Annotated in this window: 22 protein-coding genes and 2 tRNA genes; 14 read left to right on the plus strand and 10 right to left on the minus strand. The window is 64.3% G+C overall.

Features of this window, described 5'->3' with window-relative positions:
* A partial coding sequence (locus AC1DEZ_RS04300; RefSeq protein ID WP_476778778.1) for a methyl-accepting chemotaxis protein occupies positions 1-1,903 on the minus strand: 1,903 nt, incomplete at its 3' end.
* Positions 1,904-2,075: 172 nt separating this feature from the next.
* Here AC1DEZ_RS04300 and AC1DEZ_RS04305 point away from each other — a divergent pair.
* Positions 2,076-2,852, plus strand: a complete 777-nt coding sequence (locus tag AC1DEZ_RS04305; RefSeq protein ID WP_476778779.1) for a DUF1499 domain-containing protein — start codon at positions 2,076-2,078, stop codon at positions 2,850-2,852.
* 1 nt (position 2,853) lies between these two features.
* Here AC1DEZ_RS04305 and AC1DEZ_RS04310 read toward each other — a convergent pair whose 3' ends face one another.
* Positions 2,854-3,768 carry an MBL fold metallo-hydrolase gene (locus AC1DEZ_RS04310; protein WP_476778780.1) on the minus strand — a complete coding sequence of 305 codons (915 nt, stop codon included), beginning with the start codon at positions 3,766-3,768 and terminating at the stop codon, positions 2,854-2,856.
* A 150-nt stretch (positions 3,769-3,918) separates the two neighbouring features.
* Here AC1DEZ_RS04310 and AC1DEZ_RS04315 point away from each other — a divergent pair, with 150 nt between their 5' ends.
* Positions 3,919-4,542, plus strand: a complete 624-nt coding sequence (locus tag AC1DEZ_RS04315; RefSeq protein ID WP_476778781.1) for a biotin transporter BioY — start codon at positions 3,919-3,921, stop codon at positions 4,540-4,542.
* A 94-nt stretch (positions 4,543-4,636) separates the two neighbouring features.
* Here AC1DEZ_RS04315 and AC1DEZ_RS04320 read toward each other — a convergent pair whose 3' ends face one another.
* The 5 genes from AC1DEZ_RS04320 to AC1DEZ_RS04340 all read right to left on the minus strand — a co-directional run bounded on the left by AC1DEZ_RS04320 (position 4,637) and on the right by AC1DEZ_RS04340 (position 11,640).
* Positions 4,637-4,774 (minus strand): hypothetical protein, encoded by a 138-nt coding sequence (locus tag AC1DEZ_RS04320; RefSeq protein WP_441511880.1) that lies wholly within the window; start codon positions 4,772-4,774, stop codon positions 4,637-4,639.
* 323 nt (positions 4,775-5,097) lie between these two features.
* Positions 5,098-6,438, minus strand: coding sequence for an HlyD family type I secretion periplasmic adaptor subunit (locus AC1DEZ_RS04325; protein WP_476778782.1), 1,341 nt, complete (start codon positions 6,436-6,438; stop codon positions 5,098-5,100).
* Between the two features lie 153 nt (positions 6,439-6,591).
* The gene (locus AC1DEZ_RS04330) at positions 6,592-8,661 is read right to left on the minus strand and encodes a type I secretion system permease/ATPase (protein WP_476778783.1); all 2,070 of its coding nucleotides are present in this window, start codon (positions 8,659-8,661) and stop codon (positions 6,592-6,594) included.
* Positions 8,662-8,691: 30 nt separating this feature from the next.
* Entirely contained in the window at positions 8,692-10,680 is a 1,989-nt protein-coding gene (locus tag AC1DEZ_RS04335) for a hypothetical protein (RefSeq protein WP_476778784.1), read from the minus strand.
* 135 nt (positions 10,681-10,815) lie between these two features.
* Complete coding sequence (locus AC1DEZ_RS04340; protein ID WP_476778785.1) at positions 10,816-11,640, minus strand: hypothetical protein; 825 nt, start codon at positions 11,638-11,640, stop codon at positions 10,816-10,818.
* Between the two features lie 563 nt (positions 11,641-12,203).
* Between AC1DEZ_RS04340 and AC1DEZ_RS04345 the strand changes: the two genes are divergently transcribed.
* The 3 genes from AC1DEZ_RS04345 (at position 12,204) to AC1DEZ_RS04355 (ending at position 14,012) form a co-directional block, all read left to right on the plus strand.
* Positions 12,204-12,884 carry a transposase gene (locus AC1DEZ_RS04345; RefSeq protein WP_476778786.1) on the plus strand — a complete coding sequence of 227 codons (681 nt, stop codon included), beginning with the start codon at positions 12,204-12,206 and terminating at the stop codon, positions 12,882-12,884.
* A gap of 87 nt (positions 12,885-12,971) precedes the next feature.
* Positions 12,972-13,421: a hypothetical protein gene (locus AC1DEZ_RS04350; protein ID WP_476778787.1), complete on the plus strand. Its 450-nt coding sequence runs from the start codon at positions 12,972-12,974 to the stop codon at positions 13,419-13,421.
* 12 nt (positions 13,422-13,433) lie between these two features.
* The gene (locus AC1DEZ_RS04355) at positions 13,434-14,012 is read left to right on the plus strand and encodes a hypothetical protein (protein WP_476778788.1); all 579 of its coding nucleotides are present in this window, start codon (positions 13,434-13,436) and stop codon (positions 14,010-14,012) included.
* A gap of 735 nt (positions 14,013-14,747) precedes the next feature.
* Here the strand turns inward: AC1DEZ_RS04355 and AC1DEZ_RS04360 are convergent.
* A complete protein-coding gene (locus AC1DEZ_RS04360; RefSeq protein WP_476778789.1) occupies positions 14,748-14,972 on the minus strand; it encodes a hypothetical protein in 225 nt (74 codons plus the stop codon).
* A 446-nt stretch (positions 14,973-15,418) separates the two neighbouring features.
* On the opposite strand from AC1DEZ_RS04360, the gene AC1DEZ_RS04365 reads away from it, so the two are divergent.
* The 4 genes from AC1DEZ_RS04365 (at position 15,419) to AC1DEZ_RS04380 (ending at position 18,630) form a co-directional block, all read left to right on the plus strand.
* Positions 15,419-16,369: a methyltransferase domain-containing protein gene (locus AC1DEZ_RS04365; RefSeq protein WP_476778790.1), complete on the plus strand. Its 951-nt coding sequence runs from the start codon at positions 15,419-15,421 to the stop codon at positions 16,367-16,369.
* 312 nt (positions 16,370-16,681) lie between these two features.
* Complete coding sequence (locus tag AC1DEZ_RS04370; RefSeq protein WP_441511889.1) at positions 16,682-16,876, plus strand: DUF4376 domain-containing protein; 195 nt, start codon at positions 16,682-16,684, stop codon at positions 16,874-16,876.
* Between the two features lie 52 nt (positions 16,877-16,928).
* Positions 16,929-18,014 (plus strand): acyltransferase family protein, encoded by a 1,086-nt coding sequence (locus tag AC1DEZ_RS04375; protein ID WP_476778791.1) that lies wholly within the window; start codon positions 16,929-16,931, stop codon positions 18,012-18,014.
* A gap of 316 nt (positions 18,015-18,330) precedes the next feature.
* Positions 18,331-18,630 (plus strand): peptidoglycan-binding domain-containing protein, encoded by a 300-nt coding sequence (locus AC1DEZ_RS04380; protein WP_476778792.1) that lies wholly within the window; start codon positions 18,331-18,333, stop codon positions 18,628-18,630.
* Between the two features lie 137 nt (positions 18,631-18,767).
* Here the strand turns inward: AC1DEZ_RS04380 and AC1DEZ_RS04385 are convergent.
* Positions 18,768-18,844: transfer RNA gene (locus AC1DEZ_RS04385), tRNA-Pro, on the minus strand.
* Between the two features lie 147 nt (positions 18,845-18,991).
* Between AC1DEZ_RS04385 and AC1DEZ_RS04390 the strand changes: the two genes are divergently transcribed.
* Positions 18,992-19,066 (plus strand) — tRNA-Gln (locus tag AC1DEZ_RS04390).
* Positions 19,067-19,089: 23 nt separating this feature from the next.
* Here AC1DEZ_RS04390 and AC1DEZ_RS04395 read toward each other — a convergent pair.
* The gene (locus tag AC1DEZ_RS04395) at positions 19,090-19,950 is read right to left on the minus strand and encodes a DUF4118 domain-containing protein (protein WP_441511891.1); all 861 of its coding nucleotides are present in this window, start codon (positions 19,948-19,950) and stop codon (positions 19,090-19,092) included.
* Between the two features lie 321 nt (positions 19,951-20,271).
* Between AC1DEZ_RS04395 and AC1DEZ_RS04400 the strand changes: the two genes are divergently transcribed.
* The 4 genes from AC1DEZ_RS04400 (at position 20,272) to AC1DEZ_RS04415 (ending at position 23,529) form a co-directional block, all read left to right on the plus strand.
* Complete coding sequence (locus AC1DEZ_RS04400) at positions 20,272-20,547, plus strand: hypothetical protein (RefSeq protein WP_441511892.1); 276 nt, start codon at positions 20,272-20,274, stop codon at positions 20,545-20,547.
* Positions 20,548-20,666: 119 nt separating this feature from the next.
* Positions 20,667-20,807, plus strand: a complete 141-nt coding sequence (locus tag AC1DEZ_RS04405; protein WP_441511893.1) for a hypothetical protein — start codon at positions 20,667-20,669, stop codon at positions 20,805-20,807.
* Positions 20,808-20,861: 54 nt separating this feature from the next.
* Positions 20,862-22,535: a DUF3300 domain-containing protein gene (locus AC1DEZ_RS04410; protein ID WP_476778793.1), complete on the plus strand. Its 1,674-nt coding sequence runs from the start codon at positions 20,862-20,864 to the stop codon at positions 22,533-22,535.
* A gap of 55 nt (positions 22,536-22,590) precedes the next feature.
* Positions 22,591-23,529, plus strand: a complete 939-nt coding sequence (locus AC1DEZ_RS04415) for a DUF2950 domain-containing protein (protein WP_476778794.1) — start codon at positions 22,591-22,593, stop codon at positions 23,527-23,529.
* Positions 23,530-23,538: the final 9 nt, after the last annotated feature.

A 23,538-nucleotide genomic window follows, 5' to 3' on the forward strand; every position in this document is an offset into this window, starting at 1 on the left:
CGCCGGCACGGGCCGCCTCGACCGCGGCGTTGAGCGCCAGCAGGTTGGTCTGGAAGGCGATGTCGTCGATGACGCGGATGATGTCGGAGATCTTCTGCGAGGCGCTCTCGATGCGGGCCATGGCCTCGACCGCCTGGCCGGCGATGGCGCCCCCGTTCTGGGCGGCCTGCATGGCGCCGTCGGCGATGCGGGCGGCGTCCTTCGAGGCCTGGGCCGAGGCCTTGACCGAAGCGGCGAGCTCCTCGGTGGTGGCGGCGGTCTCCTCGAGCGAGGAGGCCTGCTCCTCGGTGCGCTTGGACAGATCGTCGGAGCCCATATGGATCTCGCGGGCGGCCAGGCCGACATCGGCCGAGGTCGTCTGGATCGTCGCGACCGTGGCCGAGAGCCGGTCGACCGTCTCGTTGATCGCGCCCTTCAGGTCGGCGAAGCGCCCGCGATAGGCGGTCTCGACCCGGTTGGTCAGATCCCCGCCAGCGATCGCCGACAATGCCTGCGCGAACTCCGTCGTCGCCGAATCAACCACGAGGTTGATCTCGTTGATGCCCTCGACGAGCTCCTTGAGCGGGCCTTCCATATTGCCGACCCGGGCCTGACCGGAGAAATTGCCGTCGCGGGCGTCGGCCACGATGTTGGCGACTTCGCCGAGCAGTTTCTGGACATGAGCCGCCTGCTCGGCGTCGGCCAGCATCGCAAGCTCGCGGTCGCGCCGGTTCTGTTCGAGCGCCAGCGCGTTCTCGCGATAGGTCTCGAGCGCGCCGCTGAGTGCGCCGATCTCGTCCGGCGAGGGAGCCGGAGGGATGGCCTGTGCAAAATCGCCCTGCTGCATGCCGTCCAACGCGAATTTCAGCGAGATGAGCGGACGCACGACGCGTCGCTGCACGCCGCGCCAGCTCAGCACGCAGATGATCACAAGCGCCGCGAGCAGGAAGCCGACCATGCCGAGCTTTACCCAGGCATGATTGAGCTTCTCGCTCGTCCTGGCGCTCATATCGTCGAGCGATTGGGTTACCGCAGACACGATCGGCTCGAAGGGCGCGTTGCACTGCTTCGTCCAGTCTTCGGCCGCGATGACAGGGCCCGCGCCTTGGCCGAGCTTGCCGATCAGCTCGTCCATCTTGCGATTGGAGGCGTTGACCTCGGCGGTCATGACACCGATCTTCCGGGAGAGTTCGCTGCCCACGCCCGGCCGGGAAGCGAGCTGCTTCAAGGTATCGAGGGAAGCGTTGGAGACGCCGCGCATTTCACCGAGGCGGCGCAGTTGCGCGGCATCGAGCGCCTTGCCCGAGCCGAAGGCCGGGCGCAGCAGCGAGCATTGCGTGCCGTAATTGGCGCGAACATCCCAGCCTGTGGATTTGAAGCCCTGAAGATCGGCCAGGACGGGGTCGGCGAGGCGAGTGGCGTTGGAGGTTTCGTCCGACGCCTTGACGATCGCCGTCTCGATGGCGCCGACGCTGTTGTACCAGGGCATGGTCGCGGCGAGGCTGCGCTGGGCCTTGGGCTTGCCGGCCTCGGCATAGAGGTCGGCCATCTTGGCGTCGGAGAGCTTCTGCTCCTGCTGGATGCCGGCGATCAGCTCCTTGCGGCTCGGCAAATCCGTGTCCTGCAGCTGCAAGATCGCTTCGGCGATGCGGCTGCGGCTGGTCTCCTCGATCTGCTTGAGGGCAGGGACCGGATCATCCGCGACCTGGATGCTGGTCTGCGCCTGGCCGCGGGCGGAACGGATCATGTTGCCGGCGAGGAGCAAGGCCTTGTCGGCCTCGACCAGCTCCGACAGCTGCAAATTTGTGCGCACCTCCACGATGGACTGCGCCGCCATGTAGGTCAGCGCGCCGATGCCGGGCACGCACAGGCAGGCCATGGTGGCCACGAGATAGTTCTGGATCGATGAGGGGAAGAATTTCACGGCGGGGACTCGGGGAGCGACGTGCGGCTGGGAAGGCGGTTTACGCAGGCCGAAGAGACGCCTCGGCGCGAGCCGGCCACTCTTCGCGCTCAGCTATCGCCAATTTGATTAAGATTGCGCTTAGCTTCCGCCGGCGCTTGCCTTCCTCTTCGTCCGGCGTCACCTAAAGGCGATGCATCGCCGCCTGGTCTTCGAGGAACCGGTTTCGCGCGCCGCCATCTGGAGCCGGCGGCTGGCGTGGTTTTCGCTCGCGGTGCTGATCCTGTCGCTGCTGCTCGTCCGTCTGCGCGAGCCGAGCGTCGAGGGGCTCGCGCCGGTCGCCGGTGCCTATCTCTTCGTCTTTGCGGCGCTTGGCCTGGCGATCCTGGCCTTCATCCGCATCTGGCAGTCCGGTCATCGCGGCGCCGGCATGGCGGCCTGGGCGATGCTGCTGTCGCTCGTCCTGCTGGTGCCGCTCGGCTATGTCGCGGTGAAGCTGGTGACCAAGCCGGCTCTGTCCGACGTCTCGACCGATATCGACGATCCGCCAGCCTTCAGCCGCTCGCAAGCCGCGCTGACGGCGCGCGGCGGGCGCGTGCCGCCCGACGTGCCGCCCCTGCGCCGGCGTGTGCAACGCCAAGCCTATCCCAAGGTCGTGCCCATCCTGCTGGAGATTCCGGCCGAGAGCGCCTTCGATGTCGCGCGTCGTGCCGCGAACGGGCTCGGCTGGCAGGTATTGGAGGCCACTCGGCCCGGCGGACGCAGCGGGGCGGGGCGGATCGAGGCGGTGGCGCGCGGGCGCTTCCTGCATTTCTCGGAAGACATTACCATCCGCGTCAGGCCGCGCGTCGACGGCAGCCGCATCGACATCCGCTCGGCCTCGCGGCTGGGCAGCCATGATCTCGGCGCCAATGCGGCGCGCATCGCTGCCTTCGCGGATGAGGTGGAGCTGTTGATGGATAATCGCTAGATCAGGCGAGACGGTAGCGGCTCGACAGGGCCGGCACGGCGTCGCTGGCCTGGACCGCGCCGCGCAGCACCAGATCCTCGAGCTGCGCCAGCACCGAGAGCGCCGCGGCGCCATGCAGGGCAGGAGCCAGGCCCTGATAGATCGCGGGCACCATGGCGGCGATCGTCTCGTCGCCCTGACCCAGGCGGCTGAGGACCGCCGCCTCGCGCTGGCGGCGATGCTGGACGAGCCCGCGCAGGAAACGCTGCGGCTCGGTGACGGGGCCGCCATGGCCCGGCCAGTAGCGCGCATGCTCCAGGCCGCGCAGCTTTTCGATCGAGGCCATATAGGCGGCCATCGAGCCGTCCGGCGGGGCCACGATCGAGGTCGACCAGGCCATGACGTGGTCGCCCGAGAACAGCGTCGCCTCCTCGGCCAGCGTGAAGGCCAGGTGATTGGCGGTATGGCCGGGCGTCTCGACTGCGGAGAGACTCCAGCCCGCTCCTGAAACCGTATCGCCGTCCCGCATCAGCCAGTCCGGCTCGTAACCCGTATCGGCTGCGGCATCGAGGACGCGGCCTTCGCCGGGGCCGAGTTCGCGGGAGGGGCGATGCGGCCCGCAGCCGACCACGCGCGCGCCGGTGGCCGCCTTGAGCGCCGGCACGGCGGGGGAATGGTCGCGATGGGTGTGCGTCACCACGATATGGCTCACCGTCTCGCCGCGGAGCGCGGTCAGCACGCTCTCGACATGGGCCGGGTCATCGGGGCCGGGATCGATGACCGCCACCGTGCCATGGCCGACGATGTAGGTGCAGGTGCCCGTGAAGGTCATGGGCCCGCTGTTGCGGGCGATGATGCGGCGCACCAGCGGCGACAGCCTCGCGACCTCGCCGGCCGGCGTCGTCGCGCTCCTGTCGAATTCGATCTCGTCCGCCATCTTGCCGTGCCTCGCCCGGGCCTGAGCCGATTTCGCCAGGCCGGTTACCCATTCCTGCAAAGCCTGCTCGCTTGTGAGGCTCCGTTGCATTTTCTATAGACGCAATAGCGGCCGCGGCGCGCGGTCTTTTCGGGAAAGGACGACAAGCCCATGGCCGACATGTTCCCCATGCAAGCTTCGACGCTCGCCGGCACGCTGCTTCCCGCTATGGGCAAGCGCACCGCCATGCTGCGCAATGTGGCGCTCGCCTTTGCCGGAAGCCTGCTTCTCGTCGCGGCGGCCAAGATCAAGGTGCCGTTCTGGCCCGTGCCGATGACGCTGCAGACGCTCGCGGTGCTCGGACTCGGTGCCGCCTATGGCGCGCGCTTGGGCGCCGCGACCATGGCGCTCTACATCGCCTATGGACTGGCCGGGCTGCCCGTGTTCACCAATACGCCGCCGGTGGCGGCAGGCCCGCTTTATCTCGTCGGACCGACGGGCGGCTTCCTGATCGGCTTCATCGTCGCGGCGGCGATTGCCGGCTGGGCGGCTGAGCGCGGTGCCTCGTTGCTGCGGCTCGTCGGCGGGTTGGTTCTGGCCGATCTGGCGCTCCTGGCCATCGGCTGCCTGTGGCTCGCCTTCGGCGCCCAGATGGCGGGCGGCGCGACGGGCGTCGGCCTCGCCAAGGCCTTTGCCTTTGGCGTGCAGCCCTTCCTTCTCGGCGAAGCGCTGAAGATCGCGCTCACGGTCTGCGTGGCCGGGGCGGGCTGGTCGCTGATCGGGCGGCGCGGCTGAGCTGCCTGCCTCTCAAGAGAGCAAAATCCTCAAGAAGAAAGGCCGGGGTTTCGCGCCCCGGCCTTTTCGTTTGCTGCATGCTCGTGCGCTCGCGCTAGCTTGTCGACTGGCCGCCACCACAGGTCTTGCCGTCATAGGGGCCGAAGAGCGGGGGGAAGTTCCCGCATTTGTCGCAGCCCGAGAGCGAGAGAGCGAGCCCAAGCAGGCCGGCGAGGAGGATGATGCGCTTCATGGCCCAACCGTTCGATTCGATCCGGGCCGCAATCTAGAACGGGACGGCCGCGCGCGACAGTGGCTGCGGCGACCGATGATCGCGCGGCTCAGTGGCCGATATCCGCCAGCCAGCCCAGGATGCAGAACGCCGACACGGCGATCAGGGCGATCGTTGCTTTCGCGTCGCTCGGCCAATGATGGTGCATGTTTCGACTCCGTCGCGGGAGCCGATGCAATAGTCATACCATTTAACGGGGAGGTGACGGTTTCCCCGGTGCCTGGGAGCCCGGGGAAACCGCCGTCTCGACCGCCGAGGGCGATCTCGCCGGTCGACGTTCGCAGTCAGGTTTCGCGGAAGGCCCGCGCCATGCTGTCCTTGAGCGGCTGCAGCAGGTACTCGAAGAAGGTCCGCTCGGCGGTCTGGATGTAGACATCGGCCGGCATGCCCGCGGTCGGCTGGAAGCCGGGAACGCTGGCGAGACTCTTGGCGTCGAGCCGGGCACGCACGACATAGAGATCCGGCACGCCGGGATAGGCTCGCTGCTTCTCATCGGGCAGGGCGTCGGCGGAAATATAGATGACGCGGCCACTGACCATCGGCGTGGTGCGCTGGTTCAGGGCTGTCAGCCGCACGGTGGCGAGCTGGCTGTGCTTGATCTTGTCGATGTCCTGGGGCCGGACGCGCGCCTCGATGATGAGTTCGTCCTGCAGCGAGACGATCTCCATGATGTTCTTGCCGGCCTCGATGACGCCGCCGGGCGTATGGTAGCGCAGCTTGACCACGGTGCCCCTGACCGGCGCGGCGATGGTCGACCGATCGAGGATGCCTTTTACCGTATGGATGCGCTCGCGCACGTCGTTGAGGTCGGCGCTGATGTCCTGCAACTGGTCGGAGGCGACCTTCTGAGCGTTCTTGCGCACGCCGTCGATCTGCTCGAGGGAGCGGGCGATACGCTCGCGGGAATCGCCGATATCGCCGGTGATGCGCCCGGCTTCACCGCCCAGATTGGCAGCCTGGCGCTGGAGCGAGAGCACCTCGGGCTTGCGGATGTAGCCGCGCTGCAGCAGCGCCTGCTTGCCTTCGAGCTCCTCCTTCAGCAATCGCGACTGCTGCTGGACGCCGGCCAACTGCACCCTGCTGCCGGTGATCTTCTCCTCCAGCGCGTCGATGCTCTTCTGATGAGCGGCGATCTCGCTTGCGGTGTTGTTCTGACGGGCCCGGAAAGCGATGCTCTGCGCTGCCATCAATGCGGCGATGTCGGGATCACCGCGCCTTTCGGTCAGATGCTGGGGGAAGGAGAAATCGCTGCGCCCGGCGACCTCCGCCCGGAGCCGTGCCTCGATCGCCTCCAGCCGAAAGAGCTTGAGTTCGTGGCGCCGCAACTCGGCGCGCGAGGAGGTGTCGTCGAGCTTGACCAGGGGCTGGCCGCTTTCGACGACATCGCCCTCGCGGACGAGAATTTCCCGGATCACCCCGCCTTCGAGATGCTGGATCGTCTTGTTTTGGCCGGTGGTCACGAACACGCCGGTGGCAATGACGGCGCCCGCGATCGGAGCGGTGTTGCCCCAGACACCGAAGCCCATGACCGTCACGGCGACGATGACGACGCCGCTCAACGTGGCCATGCGCGTGCTGCGCGGCACGTCCGCATACCAGGGCTGCGAGATCAATTGCCTTGCCATGAGCCCACTCCCGTCTCCTAGAGCATTTCCGCGTTCATCCGTTTCTCGGGCATGCTCTATCTCTTTGTTTTGTCGTGTCTTCTATGCGCGAACCGGCGTCCCGTCCCGCTCGCAATGCTCCAGCCTCGCGGCGATTGCCGTCGCGGGTTCCCGTCAGCGCGAGGTCGGTGCGGCACCGTCGATGCTGCGCCGCCCGACGATCAGCGGCAGAATATCGTCACGTGCTCCGATCGCCTGCACGGCGCCGTCCTTGATCATCATGATCTTGTCGACGCTGCGGAGCAGGGCAGGGCGCTGCGTGATCGCCACCATCGTCATGCCGCGCGCCTTTGCCCGCTCGAAGGCGCGCGCGAGCGCCACTTCGCCCAGCACGTCGAGATTGGAGTTCGGCTCGTCGAGCACGACAAGGCGCGGATTGCCGAAGAAGGCGCGCGCCAGMCCSAGCCGCTGCTTCTGSCCGCCGGAKAGCGGSSYGCCATCGATGCCGATCTGCGTCTCGTAGCCATGGRCGAAYTGCGCGACCATYTCGTGGATGTCCGCGATCTCGGCAGCCTCGAAAACGTCGGCGTCGCAAGCGTCCTCGCGCATGCGGGCGATGTTGGCCTTGATGGACGCCGGGAAGAGCTGCACATCCTGCGGCAGATAGCCGACATTCTCGCCGAACTGGCGCGGATCCCAGTTGCGCTGCTCCATCCTGTCGAGGCGGACCGTGCCGGCGGTCGGCGTGATCGAGCCGACCAGCATGCGCGCCAGGGTCGACTTGCCGCAGCCGGAGGCGCCGACGATGGCGAGCGAATCTCCGGGCTCCAGGCTGAAGCTGATGCCGTTGAGGATGACCTTCTTGGTCGGCGGCGGCACGTAGAGGATGCGCTCGACATCGAGGCGGCCCTTGGGGCTCGGAAGCCTCAGGCGATCGAGGTTGAGCGGGGAGGCCTGCAGCAACGCCTTGACGCGCTGGAAGGCTGCCCGCGCATGAATGAAGTTGCGCCAGCCTTCGATCGTGCCTTCGAGCGGCGCCAACGCGCGGCCGGCGACGACGGAGGAGGCGACCACCATGCCGCCCGTCAGCTGGCCTTCGAGCGAGAGCATCGCCCCCCAGCCCAGCATCGCCACCTGCGTCCCCAGGCGAAAGAACTTGGAAGCGCCGGTCATCACGATGTTGCGGTCCTGGGCGCTGACCTGAGCCTTGAGAGATTCCGCCGTCTCCCGGCCCCACATCACGACGCCCTCGGGGATCATGCCCATGGCGTTGATGACCTGCGCGTTGCGGGACATCGCCTCCGATTGCAGATTCGCCCTGGTCGAGAAGGCGCTCGAGCGCGCGAAAGGGGCCGCCGTGAACTGCTGGTTGAGATAGGCGATCAGGAACAGCACGATCGCTGCGACGGTGACGATGTATCCGAGATGCGGATGGATCAGATAGACCGCCAGCAGATAGATCGGCGCGGTCGGCGCGTCGAGCATGGTCAGGATGACCGGGCCGGTCAGGAAGTTGCGGATCTGCTGGAGATCGGCCAGCGTCTGGAACTCACGGTTGGAGCCTGCCTGGGCCGCCTTGGCAGCCGCGGCGAGCACCGGGCCGCCAAGCCGGCTTTCCACATCGACGGCCACGCGCATCAACATGAAGCGGCGGACCATGTCGAGCAGCACATGTGCTCCGATCGCCAGCATGACGATGATCGAGAGCATTGCCAGCGTGTCGAGGCTGCGACTCGTCAGCACGCGGTCCGACATCTGGAAGAGATAGATCGGCACGGCGAGCACGAGCGTGTTCACCACGACCGAGAACACAGCCACGACCATCAGGTTGTGCCGTGCCCCGGCGAGACCCACGCCGAGAACCTGCTTGAAGTCGCGATCGCCGAGGCGCTGTTCGATCGGCGTGCCGCCGCCCGGGCCACCGCCGCCACCGCCGCCATTGCCGCCGCCTCGGCCCCTGCCGCCGTCAGGGGCCTGCTTCAGGGCGTCTGCGTCGGCCTTGGAACGCGGCGTGAGCGCCTCGGGCGCCGGCTGGCCGTCACCACGCGCATCGGCACGGACGTGGTCATTCACGCGCGGCAGCGGCGTCTCGATCCTAGGCGAAACGGTCGGGCTGTTGGTGTTGGCCGTGCTGTCGACCGTGACCGCCGACAGCCCAATCGTCGGGGGCAGGCCGATCACGCGCAGCGGTTTGGAGACGGCAGAAGGCCGCGCTGCGGAGGTTGCTTCGCTCTTCTCGGTCATGCCCCTGCCCCGTCTCTCTCGTTCTCGCTTTCAGGTCATGATGTTCGACGTCAGATGATCGTGCTGGGCCGGATCCTGCACCGGCGCATGCCGGCAGTGCGGTTCGGGCTCCTGCGTGGCGTGCTCGGCGAAGGCGATGAGCTCCGGCACGAGCGTGCTGGTGTCGTGGATCTTCACCGTGTCGCTGTCGGTGACGATGTTGACCTGGATCAGCACGGCCTCCTCATAGGCGTGGCCGCCGAGGTAGTTGGAGGTCGACATCAGCCCGGGATCGACGATGAAGGCCTCGTTGAGGGCGCTGTTGCCGCCCGCGGCTATGCCTTGCTCGGTGCCTTCCCTGGCGCTGGCCTGAATGCTCTGGTCGCCATCCACCAAGAAATTGACCTGAGTGATGACGTTCGCATCGTAGTAATCGCCGGCCACGTAGAGGATCTTCAGCGTGCCGGTGGCGCTGCCGTAGAGATGCCAGTCGGAATTCGGCGTGAGAGAGGTCGCTCCGGCGGCGAACTGGTCCATCAATTCGTGATGAGCGTCGAGCATCGGCTTGAAGGCCGCCGCGTCGTAGGTCTCGATCGATGCCTTGTTGATGAGGCTGTTGAAGCCGGTGGTGACGGTGGTGTCGTCATCCGCGTTGCCTGTGCTGTAGAGCTTGGCATAGTCCGGATCGAGCACGATATTGTACTGATAGATCCAGTCGGCGCGATGGTAGTTTCCGCCGATGACGATGACGTCATAGTCGGCAATGCCTTGGATCTTCGCGAGGTTGAGCTGCTCGTTCCCGCCGGTGCCGAGATTGAAGTAGGTGCCGGCTTCCGCCTGGACGGTTCGGTCGTTGTCATCCAGGCTGTTGAACTGGACGACCGATTTGACGTCGTAGAAGTCGCCAGAGACGACGTCGACGCTCCAATGGGGCGTGGATGCCGCGCCCTTGACGTCGATGGTCGCGTGATGGGTCACGAATTCCGCGATGTTGTGGACTTCGTTTCCATGGGTCTCGATGACGGGGGAAAGCGTACCGGCGACGGCGACATCGACGTGGTCGTTGTCGACGAGGATGTTCATCTGAACGATCCCGCGGCTGTAGAAATAGTCGCCGCCGACCATCAACGATCCGACGGCCTCATTGGCGTCGACGATGGCGGCCGCGTTGATCTGCGTGTTGAGCCCGGTCTCGGCCAGCGTCGCGACGCCGCCCGTCGGAGCTGCGACTTCCAGCTTCGCCTCGGTGACCGTCTGGGCGGGGGGATCCTCCAGCCGCCAGGGGGCGCTGTCGAGGATGGTCGGCATGGCGGGATCGGGAGCGCCGGCGACGCCGTCGACGATCCGGCCTTCCGGAGCCGCAGGAACGGCGGTGCCTTCCGGATACGGATTCCCGGTCTGCGCCCACAGGGCGTCGCGCGCCGAAACCATCGCGATGATCTCGCCCGGCCCAGCCTCGAGCGCCTCGCTCATATTCGGGATGCCATCCGGCACGATGTCGTTGGCCTGGTGGATGAGGCTGGCGAACTGACCCTCGAGATGCAGTTCCGGCGGGATCACCGGGCTGCCGTCGGCATTGGTCACGGCGTTCGACGTCACGAGATCGCGGTCATCGGCGAGATTGACCTGCCTGAGTTGCAGGAGGGCTTCGTCGCCGCCCTGTCGATACTCGACCGTGATCGCCCGCGGGGCGGCATGGTACGGCAGGCTCTGCTCGTAGGGATCGGCAGGAAATGGCTTCAAAGGAGGCCGGAATGCGGGCAGTTCCTTGTTCGGAAGACCATGAGGATCCGGCATGGATACCAGCGCGAAGCGCGCATGCGGATCCGGGCTCGATGTTTCCCTGATCGTTGTCGGGGCCGAAGCGAGCTCGTCGAAATCGAGGCCACGTCGCGGCTCGCGCAGAAGGTCGTCGACGTCAGGAGGGAGCGGCGACGGCGTCTCGCCATCGTAGAAGCCCGACGTCCGCGCGACGGAGTTGGACAGACGCAGATAGCCAATGAACTGCCAGATCGTCTCGGTAAAGCCGCCGGCTTGCATGGCACGATCCTCCCCCGCATCAGGCTCGCATCGGGCGGGAAGATTTCAGGCGCATGTCGCGCAGGGACATGGCGGACCCGGAGCGGAAACCGCGCGGGACGTATGGCCCCGCGCGGTCGCTGATTGTGCCGGTCCTCAGAACGCGTCGTTCGCGTCCCCTCCGACCATTGTCAGGTCGACCGAGTTGAACTGGATGTTGGCCCCCATGACGATCGACTGGGTGAAGGCCTCCTGCGTGAGGTTGGCGGCCGCCGAAGCTGCGCCGATCCCGCTGAAGGTGCCGTCGTCGCCGGTGATCGAGCCGAGATGGGACTCGGCCGAGCCGCCGACGGCCCGCGCGATCATCGTGAAGTCGCCGACGCCGCCCGGGTCGCTCGAGCTCGGATCCCAGCAGGACGTCTCGGCCAGGCCACCCGCCAGACCGCTTGCACTGTAGCTCACGGACGGGTTGTTCAGCGTATCGTTGTCGGCCAGGTTGTTGACCTGATCGAGATTGAAGTTGTTGCCGCTTTCGAGGGTCTGGGTGACCACGTCCGGCATGATGATCGATTCGCTGATATCGTGGATCGTGTCGATATCGATGACATCATTGTCCGATGGCGGAAGGAGGGCCCCCGAGAGGTCAAGATCGACGTTCACGCAGTTGTTCACGTGATTGTCGACCTGGTTCTCGATGTGGTTGACGTTCTCGTTGAAGTTCAGGTTGCCGTTGGCGTTGAGGTTTCCGTTGCCGTTCAGGTTGAGATTGCCGTTTTCGCTCGAATTGCTGGCGGAGTTCCAGACATCGGTGTCGACGGCCTGAGCTGCATACTGAGCCTGACCCTGTGACTGGCCTTGCCCTTGCCCTTGGCCCTGGCCTTGCCCCTGACCCTGCAGCTGAGCCTGCAGTTCAGCTTGGCCCTGCAATTGGCCCTGCGTCGGATCGTCGTAGCGGCTACGCTGATTGTTGGACTGACCCATGACATGCTCCTGCGCATTCGGGAGACATCGATTGGGTCCGGCTACGCCTCTCTTCTGCGGTGCGCGGCACGGATTTGAGCGATGTCAGTGAGGATGATCGAGCACTGGATATCTTACGCGATACATGGAAGATGGTGCTCAATTTTGAATTTTGAGCCGCTTGTTACTGGAGTTTATTTCATTGTTTTTCCTTTCATTATTTTGATTTTGAAATAAATAGATATCTATGGCGTCGTCAAAATCTTGTGTGATCTTTTGAATTCGGAGGAGGTCGTATATTTCCGGATGCCTCGCCGTAATATTCGTGCTTCAGAACGTAAAACTGTAATTAATTCTGCTTATTCTTATCTAATTGCGTTATGATTGTATTTTTTCTTGAAGTTCGTTTTGTCGAACGAGTATTATTTTTCTTTCCTAAGCTCTTTCTACTGTATATAAACAGCCATGAAGGGGCTTATGGGTCAATGTGACGAATCGTTACCCTGCGTTATCGAATCCTTGAATTTTAGTGACCCAGGAGGTGGCCTCGTGACGCTTGCGGCCTTGTGTGCCGGAGATTGGCTATGCCGAACGCCGTCCGAATGCACGACGAACAGGCTGCTTTCCTCTCGCTCGAGGCATTGGTCTGGAGGGGTGCGCCGGTCTGTCCCCATTGCGCGGAAAGCAGCCGGCTCGGCCGGCTGAGCGGGCTCAGCACACCGATCGGCATGTGGAAGTGCTATGCCTGCCGCAAGCCCTTCACCGTCAGGCACGGCACGATCTTCCAGAACAGCCATGTGCCCATGCATGTCTGGCTACAAGCGCTCTATCTGTTGACGGCGACCGGAGAGCGCGTCAGTTCACAGAGGCTGGGGCAAATTCTCGGAGTGTCCGTCCGGACCGCCTGGCATCTCAAAACGAAAATCAGTGCCGGCCTGGAGTCCGCGAAGGAGCTGCCCGGCTCGTGGCTCGGCGAAAGCGCGATGAAGCGAGTCCTGCGCGAGCCGTTTCCCGACAGCCCTGCGCCGCTCCAGCCCGGGCAGGCCGTCTGCAAGGCGCGTTACGAACGCTTCCTTGCGGCGACTGCGGGCGCGGCGCAGCATCTCGACGACACCATTTTCCTGGCGGCCTTGAACAAGCTGCTGAGAAGCCGCGGCACAGGCGCCGATCCGGCGAGCGAGAGGTTGGAACAACAGCTGGAGTTGAGTCTGTTCGACGAATCCGCAGGAGGAGAGGGCGGCGCCGATGATGAGGGGCTGCGTTGACGACAAGGGTGCTGGCGCGAGCCGCCTTCATCGTCCGCGCGGCGCCGATCATTGCGGCCGGGGACTGCGGCGGAGGCACTGATCGACATGTTCTTCCCAAAGCTTCTGCAGCGCGGGGTCGAGCGATCTGACGGGGGCATCGGGCTCGTCAAGCGCTGTCGAGGGGCGCAGCATCTCAAGAAAAGCAACGGCGCCGCGCGCGCCAGCGGCGAAGGCGGGATCTTCGTGGCTGGTCAGCAGGCAGATTTCCTCCCCGATCAACTCCGGGCCGATGCCTGTGACGGCGTTCAGGACACGAGCCTGAACCGCAGCCAGCGCATGCGTGCGCATCGGCCCGCAATGGCGCTGGGCGATCAATGTAACGAGCGTCGCGAGGAAGCCGATGATCTGCGGATGAAGCCAATCGCCGGCCTGCAAGGTTGCCGTTCCGCCGTGGTCCCGGTGAAGGAACGGATCGATCGCGGCATGGGCCATGCGGCGCGCCCTGCGAATCTTGAGCAATTCGAACATGGCGCCTCCGCTCTGAGCGAAGCCTAAAGGAAACATCCGATGCGCAAGTTCTCCCGAGGACAGGCTGTCTTGCCCCCCCGGCCGGATTTCCGAGCGCTTGAAGCTGCGGCCGCGCGCCCGTCCTCCAGCCGCAGGGTAGCCTTCATGAACCTCGTAGGCGATCTGAATCTCGCCTGGTCGAACAATGAGAGCTTGTTCATCTATGTGCTGATGTGGCTGCTGGGCAGTGACGAAAAGGTCGCGGCGATTGTCTTCGCCACACTCAACACCACGCGCGCGCGGCTGGATCTGGTTCAGCGCCTGGCCAAAATCGCGCTCGCAGACAAGGGCGTGCGTGCCGAGCTCAATGAGATCGTCGAACGGTTTTCGGCGGCGACGCGGATGCGCAATGATCTCAGCCACGCGACCTTCGTTCTCGATGCGCAGGGCGAGATCACGCATACCCAGCACATGAAGGTGGAGGAAAGCCGGGGCAATCTGCGCTTCGGCGTCCGACGGGCCGTCGATGAGGCCAGGCTGGACGAAATTTCCCGCACGATCCGGGAGCTTCATGCGCTCAACCGGCGAATCTGGGATCTGATGCCGATCCTGGAAGTTGCCACGCGGGCCGACAAATAGCCGTCGAGTCGGGGTAGTTGCGGCAATCAACACCGATACGGCGATCAACGCCAACGTCTCGACGCTCGGCAACAGGCCGAGAAGAGCGACGGCGCCGACCGGCAGATCGGCGACTTCGTCGCCGAGGACGCTGCCCCAAGCTGGAGTTGGTCGGAAGCTGACGGCCTCAGCGAGCCTCAAGCGCAGTCCAGACGAAGACCCACCTGATCGCCTATGCGGCCCAGAGATGTTGGCGCAAGGAAGTTGCCGGTATCGTCGTCGGCGGCGTGCCCGCCGCCGCCGATGACTGCTCCAAGATCACGCTCGTCGGCGCCGGCGTTGCCGCAATGTCTGATCCGATTTGGTCAACGGTCGGGCATATACCGATGGCGAGCATACTCGATTGCTGCGACTACGATGCTCGCGATCAGCGGCGCAGCAGAGTCGCGCATCAACGCGGGGTTCGCCGCCTTCGCTGCAGTCGAGGACGACATAGACGCTGCCGAGATGCATTCCATGGACACGGCCGCCATCCAGCGGGCTCGCTGGCCGCGCTCGGCTATACGCTCGACGTAGACGGCAAGCCTAGACCAAGACGAAGGCCGCCTGGCGGGCGTTCGAGGAAACGTGCCCACAGCCGAGCGTTTCGGAGATCATCGCCGATTTGCCGGCGACAAACTGGCCTCAGTGACGGAATCGGCCCGGCTGCAGATGTACCGGTCGCGTCGGGATCGACGATTTCGACTGGAGCTGCGGTTACTGGCGCGAGCTGTCGGGCGTTGTTCCCGTGGTTCCCGCAGTAGGTTCCTGCGCGAGCTGTTTGGCCAACTCCTGCGCCCCAGTCCGTGTCAGGGCGATGGTGACCGACTCCGTAGTGCCCGGCGCGGTCATCAATTCGAAGCGAACTGCGATGGCGTCCGGCCCTCGGAAGACTTGGAATCCGGCCACCCGAACTGCAGGAATCTCATTGCTTTCAGCCATGGATTTTCTCCCGTTCCGAAGACGTGACAATCCACCGCTTGCGTCCTCGGAGTCAAAGGCGCGGCATCTTCCCGCCGCTGCGAAGCCAATATCCGGCACAACTCGGCAAGAGCGTCGCAGCGATACCCGTGCGAACTCGGCGTAGGCCGGGACCAATGAACTACCTGCGACACCAGCGGCTCACGCAGAGCGCAGACGGGTGTCAATCGCCAGGGCCAGCGCGCCGACGCCGGCCTTCAAAAACAACGAGCCGACTTCCTTTGCGATTTCGACAGGCATACGGCGTTGCGGCCGAGACGGGGGAATGCAGACGTACCAAGTCGAAGTGGCTAGCGTGAATTAGCAAGACTTTCCTCCGAGAGTCGATACCAAATAGGGAGACGAAGGCGGCCATCGCCGGGCCGCTGTTGGTGCGTGTCGAGATCGCGCGGACTGGCAGGGTAACGGTGAGCGGCGCGATCGAGAGGTGGGCCGTGCCTGTGCAATCTCTTGCTCACTTGGTGGGTCGCCTGCCGGCGCCGCTTCGTAAGGCGTTGCGGCGCGCCATCGGCGGCCAGGGCCATGCCCAGCACTGGACACACGCTCTCTGGGCTTGGCACCGGGCCCGGGGTGACAAACGTGTCGACCGCATAGCTCCCGGGCTCGCCGCCCTGATCCGAGACACCTGCGGCTCCGTCAATGGGCTGTCCTGCCTTGAATTCGGTAGCGGGCACCTGCTCTCGGAGGCGCTGGTCTTCTGGCTGGCCGGGGCGACACGGGTCGCAGCGGTCGACTATTATCCCCTCTTGCGTCTGCATTTCGCGCGCCGCGCCTTCACGTTGGCCGACCGCAGCGCGCTGCTGGCGGCCCTGGCGCCGGCGGCGCCGGCTGCGACCGTTACGGAACGGATCGCCCGCCTCGATCAACTCGGCCGTTGGACTCTGGAGTCGCTTTCAGAGCTGGGGATCGACTATGTTGCCCCGGCTGATTTTTCCCGGGCGACGGAATTTGCCGGCGCCTTCGACCTCATCCACTCCGCCTCCGTGCTTGAGCATCTTCCGCTCGCTGACAGCAGGGCCATCGTCGCCAACACGCAGGCCGCATTGCGCCCCGGTGGCGTTGCCCTACATGCCATCCATCTTGAGGACCATCTCGATTTCCGGCACAATCCGCTTGCCTTTCTCGCTGCGGACACGGACTGGCGGGAGGGAGACGCTGATGCGCGCGGCAATCGTCTGCGCGCGTCAGACTGGTTGAGCATCTTCCGATCACTGCCAGCTGCGCAGGTTGAGATTCTGTGGGAGTTCGTGCGAGAAGACGCTCCGCTGCCGCGCATCCTCGATCCTGTATTCGCAGGCTACGCCGAACGCGATCTGCGTATAGGTGGCATCGTGCTCTCGGTGCGCTCTGGCGACTAGGCCGCCGAGCGGTGCGCGGGCCATCCTCGCCCAGCTCCCCACGCAGTGATCTACAACCCAACGACCGATAAGCTACAGATCATGTCGCTGTCGCGGCCCGCAGCCCTCAACGTCAAGCGGTCCCAGGTCACCGCAGAGCGAGGCGGGTCGAGCCAACTCACCGGGACAGCATTATCACCCGCGTAACCGGCTACTGTTCTGTCAGCTCATCGTTCCAGGGTGGCAGCACTTTTGCCAGCGGCGTTCTCACATTCGGCGCTGGCGATGCCGGCTTGTGGGATTTGTCGGCCCATGCTCGGAAATCATTTAGCAATGCGCCGGGTCGCGGATGGCGGCACCTATCCCGTCGACGCGGTTGCCATGGTTGCCAACAGCGATGCGGTCCAGGCACATGTGAATGGCGACTTCGCCACCTGCGCGGTTGTGAAGGACGAGATCGAGGCTGGCACAATCACGACCATGGCCGAGGTCGATGCGGCTTTCGCCGATTTACTTCCGGACAAATGAGAAGCATCATTTTGCTCAAAGCCTCAGAAAGGGCCGGGAGCGATGCAAACAAATGCTAAGCCGCAATCGTAGCCTCGACGGCCTGAGAGGCTTTGCGGTAATTCTCACATTCTTGGTCCACTTTTGTGGGACCTATATGGCGACTTTTCGGGGTGGAAACCCAAACATTGTTCGTTTTGCCGAGTGGGAGAAGGCGCCGGACCGGCTGCTGTATTGGCTTTTTCATTCCCATCATGGCGTCTATATCTTCTTTATGCTCAGCGGCTTTCTCATCTGCCGCATCGCGCTTAAGAAGCCCTTCCGGTATGGCGCATTCGTCGGCAAGCGAATGGTGCGGGTTTACCCCGCATTCCTGCTGTCATTGATCGTTTGCGCTGCGCTGGGGCCGTTTCTTCATATCCCGCCTGCGACGTGGCAAACAGTGGGCATGAACCTTCTGTTTCTGAACGGGGTGCCATCACTGGCCGTCGCCGGAATTGTCTTTAACAACGTCACTTGGTCTCTTTTCTACGAGATGTCTTTCTATCTCGTTTTCCCCTTGGTCATTATGGCGGCGCGCTGGGCCAGCGTTCCCGTTCTGCCAGCCATTATATTCGCCGGCCTGGCCGCGTCATACTTGCCTGCGGTTGCCGGATTTTACTCCGAATTTTTCCTGTTCCTGTTTGCCGGGGCGCTAATCGCAACCCTTAGCCAAACGGCCGTAAGGGCCGTCGTCGAGGCTTTCCCCGACTACACGGTCATCACCCTCTATCTGATCATAACCAGCTTCTTTACCTTCGGCTTGTTGACGACATCTCAGTTTGTTTGGGCCTTCGCTGGGTGCGGATCGGTTATTCTCTGCAAAGCGATTGATGGGCAAAGCGCGTTGGCTCGGACCTTGGCCTGGAAACCCCTGTCCGAACTCGGCCGCATCTCCTACTCCTTCTATTTGCTCCATTCGGTTGCTATCAGTCTCGTCTTCAACTGGTGGTGGGTACTGTACATCCAGCGGTTAGGTCCGGCGGTGAATGCTGCTTATTTGGGCGCGATGGCTTTCGTGGGCTCTACGATCTTTGCCTGGATCTCCTACCAACTGGCGGAACGATTCTATTTCAAAGCTCATGCTCCGGTCGACGTTAGAGCGGCCGAGTCGGCTTAGGTCTCAACCAGCGACAGCGTAAGCAAAGAGGTCGGTGGTGCCGGACCAACTTGGCGTGCCGAAATTGAGGCAAGGATCGCCCCGATTGAGCGATTTTTGGCTAGCGGCTGATTACGAGCGGCATCGAGACGACAACGGCTACTGCGAACACGATCGCGGTCCACAACCACACCGCTGAATTTCGGGCACTGAACAGCATCGTCTCGGCCTCGCATTCCGTGGTCTGACCTAACGGAAAATAGCCCGCCGCAGCCGGCAATCCGGCTGATCTAAACCCGCCCGCCTCCGGGCGGCTTTTCCACATCCGGAGAATTCCATGGACACGACCGCCATTCCGTGGACGCTGGTCGCGCTCGGCTATTCGCTTGTCGTCGACGGCAAGCCAGGACAGAAGACGAAGGCTGCCGCCCAGGCGTTCCAGGTCTCGCATGGCCTGCATGTTGACGGCATCGATGGGTCGAGGACCGAGGCGAAACTGAGGGCGGCAGTTTCCGATAAACCGCAATTGCAACCAGTCGGCATCGATCGCGCGAAGTTCTTCGCCTTCCTGCGCTCAGGCAAGGCGCCAACCGTGCGCCTCTGGGAACGGGCTGTCCGGGCTAGCCGGACGCCGTAGGGCAGGGCACCCTCGATCGCGAAAGGCCGGCTCGGATTCGGGCCGGCTTTTTTGTTGCTTCGGCTTGAGTTTCTGTCCAGCATTGAAAAGGGGCCTTTCGGCCCCGTTCTCAGCTACTTGATATTTCTCGGGAATTTTGGTCGGAGTGGCAGGATTTGAACCTGCGACCCCCTCGTCCCGAACGAGGTGCTCTACCAGGCTGAGCCACACTCCGATTAACTGGTGGCCGGCTTATAGCCAGCACGCGGGCGCGGCGCAACAGCTCGTTTGCAGGTTGGGGATGATTTCTTGCAAAGGCCCCCAATGCCCGTCGCGAGGCGGTTGCGCATGACGACGACGCGTTCTAGAAGGCGCGACGCGTTGGGGCGTCGCCAAGTGGTAAGGCAGCGGTTTTTGGTACCGCCATTCGGAGGTTCGAATCCTCCCGCCCCAGCCAGCTTCCCTGGACGATGACATCTTTCATTTTGGGACGGCCGGCGAGATGGGCGGTCGCGAGCTCAAGGCTGCGGCCAGAAGTCGGCCCAGGACGACAATGAACAGGTCCGGGCGTTCGGGATATTCCTGCGGGTCGAATGCCAGGCACAGCACCACAGGCTGCTGATGAGGTGCTTTGATCGGCCAGAAATCGAAGCGCGAGGCGTCGAAAGGGTACAATCCCGCTCGCATAAACCGGCCTTGATCGAGCGATGATTGCGCCGCGGCCAAGTCGGTCGCGCTGGCGGCTATGGGCCCCAGAGACGAGATGATTTCAAGCCGCCCGTCTCCGGGCGTCATCACCGCCACCGAGACGTGGAACATCTCTTCAAGCGCCGCCGCGGCTCTGTTGGCCATGTCTCGAGGGTGGCTCGCTTCGGATACGGCGGAGCTGAAGGCCTGCAAAGCTTGTTCCTGCCGGAGCCGCACATTGATGGCCGTTTGCCGTCGGGCCGCCAACGACGCCAGGCCGCTCGCCATACCGCCGACGACGAGAAGCAATCCGATCGCCCAGATGTTGCCGGGATCGTTGACCTGGAACGAGAAACGCGGCGCGGTGAAGAAGAAATTATAAGCCGATGCGCCTGCCACAGCGGCGAGCATCGAGGGGCCAAAACCAAATATGATGGCAACCACGATGACGGGCAGCACGTAGACAAGCGAAAGGTTTGGAACCGACGCCACGCTTTCCAGGGCGGATGCAATCACCGTCGCCAAGGCCGTGAAAGCCAGAGCGGCGAGATAGCCGGCCGCGACCGGAAAATCGGACCGACCCCGATACGCTGCACCGGCGATGGGATCGACGGGGAGCGTATTTGCGTCCTGCATGCCTTCCGGGTTCGCCATGGCAAGCCTCCCACGATGACGGGCTGCCGCTGGCGGCCGCCACCGAGCCCGCGCTCTTGGATTTAGGATGGGGCGCATAGAGTTTCCATGTGAGAAAGCCTTATCGGAAATAGGAATTCGGTTGAGCAGGTCCGGTGGTTGCCACCATCGGCGAGAATGCTGGGACGGCCTGTCAGGGCAGGCTCGAAACGCCCGAGATCCGTCCGTCGGCGCATCGGGCCGGGCCGGGATCAGCGGCGACGCCGACATGTGCAACCCCGGGTCGATTGACTCCGTCGCTTGGTTTGTTCTTCTAATGTTCTCTTTTCGAGGATGAGAGCAATGACAGCCGAGCCGCTTGGCGAGCCGCCGGAAGCCGACGAATTCGAATGGGAGATCGTCGAGCTCGTCGACGAGTATGGAACCGAGCGGGCCGCTTTGCGGGCGACATACCAGATGTTGAAAGCGGTCCTCGCCGATGCCGATCGCGCGGTTTCGCGAGGCTTCGTGCGCGGCCTGTTCTCTCAGGGAGCGCGGCCGGCCCGCAATGCGGATGACCTGGCGAAAGGGCGAGGGGGCGCACAAAGACCACAGCCGGACCCACCCGCTTCGGGTTGAAATCCAGCTTCGTGCCGGCGGCCACGGCGATCCGTCGCGGGGCGGCGTATTGTCCTTAGGGACAGGTGTCGGCCCTGCGGGATGATAGTAATCGTCTGGTCAGCGAGAATTTCCCGGTGATGACGATTGAAGTCGTGGTCCGCACAGGCCACGATACCATGCTGGACGCGCGCGTGGCCGTATATATGCGCATGGCCCGAGAAGACATTCAGATTTCGGCGGTGGCAGTGGTCGATCGAGTGCCGCCGACAAGCAAATGAGCGTCACTGCGGCGCGAAACCCAGATGGCGTTTCGGAGCTGTTGAGGTCATGCCATGCATCTGCCAATTGTGTTCGTCAGCGTCATCGTCAGTGGGCTCGCCTCCCAGGCGCTCGCGCAGACGGCCGCGCCGCCGCCACAACCTCAAGCGCCCGCCGCAACGCAGGCGGTGCAGAGCGAGCAGCCTCTCTCCGCCGCCGAGCTCGATGCGCTGGTCGCGCCGATCGCGCTCTATCCGGACAACCTGCTGGCGCAAGTGCTGATGGCTTCGACCTATCCGCTCGAGGTGGTGCAGGCGGATCGATGGGTCGCGGGCAACAAGAAGCTCAAGGGCGACCAGCTCAAGGCCGCAACCGACAAGCAGCCCTGGGATCCCAGCGTAAAGGCGTTGATCGCCACGCCCTCCGTGCTGGCGATGATGAGCAAGAATCTCGACTGGACACAAAAGCTCGGCGACGCGGTCCTGGCGCAGCAGCCGGATGTGATGGACGGCGTCCAGCGGATGCGGACGCGCGCATACGATGCCAAGAAGCTGTCGTCCGGCTCCCAGCAAAAGGTGACGGTCCAGCCGGCCACCGGCAGCAGCAAGCAGACGATCGTGATCGAGCCGACCAATCCGGACACGGTCTATGTGCCCTATTACGATCCTGCCGTGGTCTACGGCGCGTGGCCCTATCCCGCATACCCACCCTATTATTTCCCTGCGCCGGGCTATATCGCCACCGGCGTTCTCGCGACGGGCCTCGCCTTCGGCACCGCTTACGCCCTGGGGCGCTGGGCCTCGGGTGGATACTGGGGCGGAAACGTCAACTGGGTCGGCGGGGGCATCAATATCGACCGCAATCGGGTGACGCATTGGGAGCACAATCCGCAGCATCGCCACGGCGTGCAGTATCGCAATGATGCGGTCAGGCAGAAATTCTCGAACAGCAATATCCGCGCCGGCGCCGAAGGCCGGATGGACTTCCGCGGACGCAGCGGCGAGCAGGTTCTGCGCCCCGAGGGCGGGCGCGGCGGGGCGGGAACTGGTGCCGGCGCGAGACCGGGGGATCGTCCCGGAGCAGGTGCCAGACCTGACCGTCCAGGCGGCGATCGGGTCGCGGCAGGCAATCGGCCAGCCGGTGGGGACCGGGCGACACGCCCCGGCGGCGGGCGCCAGAACGCGGACCGTGGCCGGGGCTCGGCACCGCCGCGGGCGAACACTCAGCCGCGTCGTCCTCAATCCGGAGCAGGGCGTCCGGGACCGGCGCGCGAAAGCGCCTTTAGCAACATGCAGCCGGGTAGGGCCGCGAGCCTTCAATCCCAGCGCGGACGCGCCAGCATGGCGCGCATGCCCGCAGGTGGCGGCCGAGCGATGCATGCGGGCGGGGCGCGCATGGGAGGCGGAGGATTTGGCGGCGGCGGGCGCGTGGGCGGTGGCGGGCGAATGGGCGGCGGCGGTGGTCGCGGAGGCGGTGGCGGGCGCCGTTCCGACATCCAGCTCAAGAACCACGTCGTGCTTCTGGGCGTGATGGAGAACGGGCTCGGCTTCTACCGTTTCGCCTATAACGGCTCCCGCACCACCTATGTCGGCGTGATCGCGCAGGAGGTGCAGGGTGTCGCGCCAGCGGCGGTGCATCGCGGCGCGGATGGCTATCTGCGGGTCGACTACCGCCAGATCGGGGTTCCCTTCCAAACCTTCGACCACTGGAGGGCCTCGGGCTCGCGGGTTCCTGCCGGGAAGCTCTGAAAATGAAATGGCGTCGTCATCTGCTGGTGCGTTTCGCAACTGAGGGTGCAGTTCCATGATCATCACATGGCCAGCGGCGCATCTGCTTGTTCGCCTGCTTTGCGGGATTGCCGTGGGCGTCTTTGCCGCCTCGACGGCCGCGAGCGCGCAGGAATTGTTCCAGACTCCGGAGGAGGCTGCGGCGGCGCTTGTCGCCGCGGCGCGCGAGGGAAGCTCCACGCGCTTGTATTCGGTCTTCGGGATGTCCGGGCGGGACATCCTGTTCTCGGGCGATGCCGTGCGCGATGCCGATAGCCGCAAGCGCTTCATCGCGGCCTATGATGCCCGGCATTCGATCGTCGAAACGGGCCGGACCGCTACGTTGCTGGTCGGGGAGGACGCATTCCCGTTTCCGATCCCCATCGTTCGTTCACGCGGCGGCTGGAAATTCCTCGTCGAGGCTGGGCGCCGCGAACTCCTGGCCCGCCGCATCGGCAAGAACGAACTGGATGCCATTCAGACAAGCCTGGCGATCCTCGACGCGCAGTTCGAGTACGCCGCAAAGGGGCATGATGGCCGAAATCCAGGAATCTACGCGCAGAGAATCGTCAGCCAACCAGAGAAGCACGACGGCCTGTATTGGCCGACCGGGCCGGGCGAGGAACAGAGCCCTCTCGGCGAACTCGCCGCCCAGGCCGCAACTGAAGGCTACAAGGCAAGCGACACGCCGCAGCCCTATCACGGCTACTACTTCAAGATTCTCAGGAGGCAGGGACCGGCTGCCGCCGGCGGCGCGGTCGACTATGTCGCAGGCGGCAATATGATCGGCGGTTTCGCCGTTCTCGCTTATCCCGCAACCTACGCACGATCGGGAATCACGAGCTTCCTCGTCAACCACGCAGGCACTGTCTTTCAGAAGGACCTTGGCCCCAATACGCGTGTCATCGCGTCGCGCATGAACAGCTTCAATCCCGATCACGGTTGGGAGAAAGTCACACCGGAGAAGACGCAATAGCGGAGCGGA

It is taken from the genome of Allobosea sp. 10L422 (assembly GCF_056395345.1).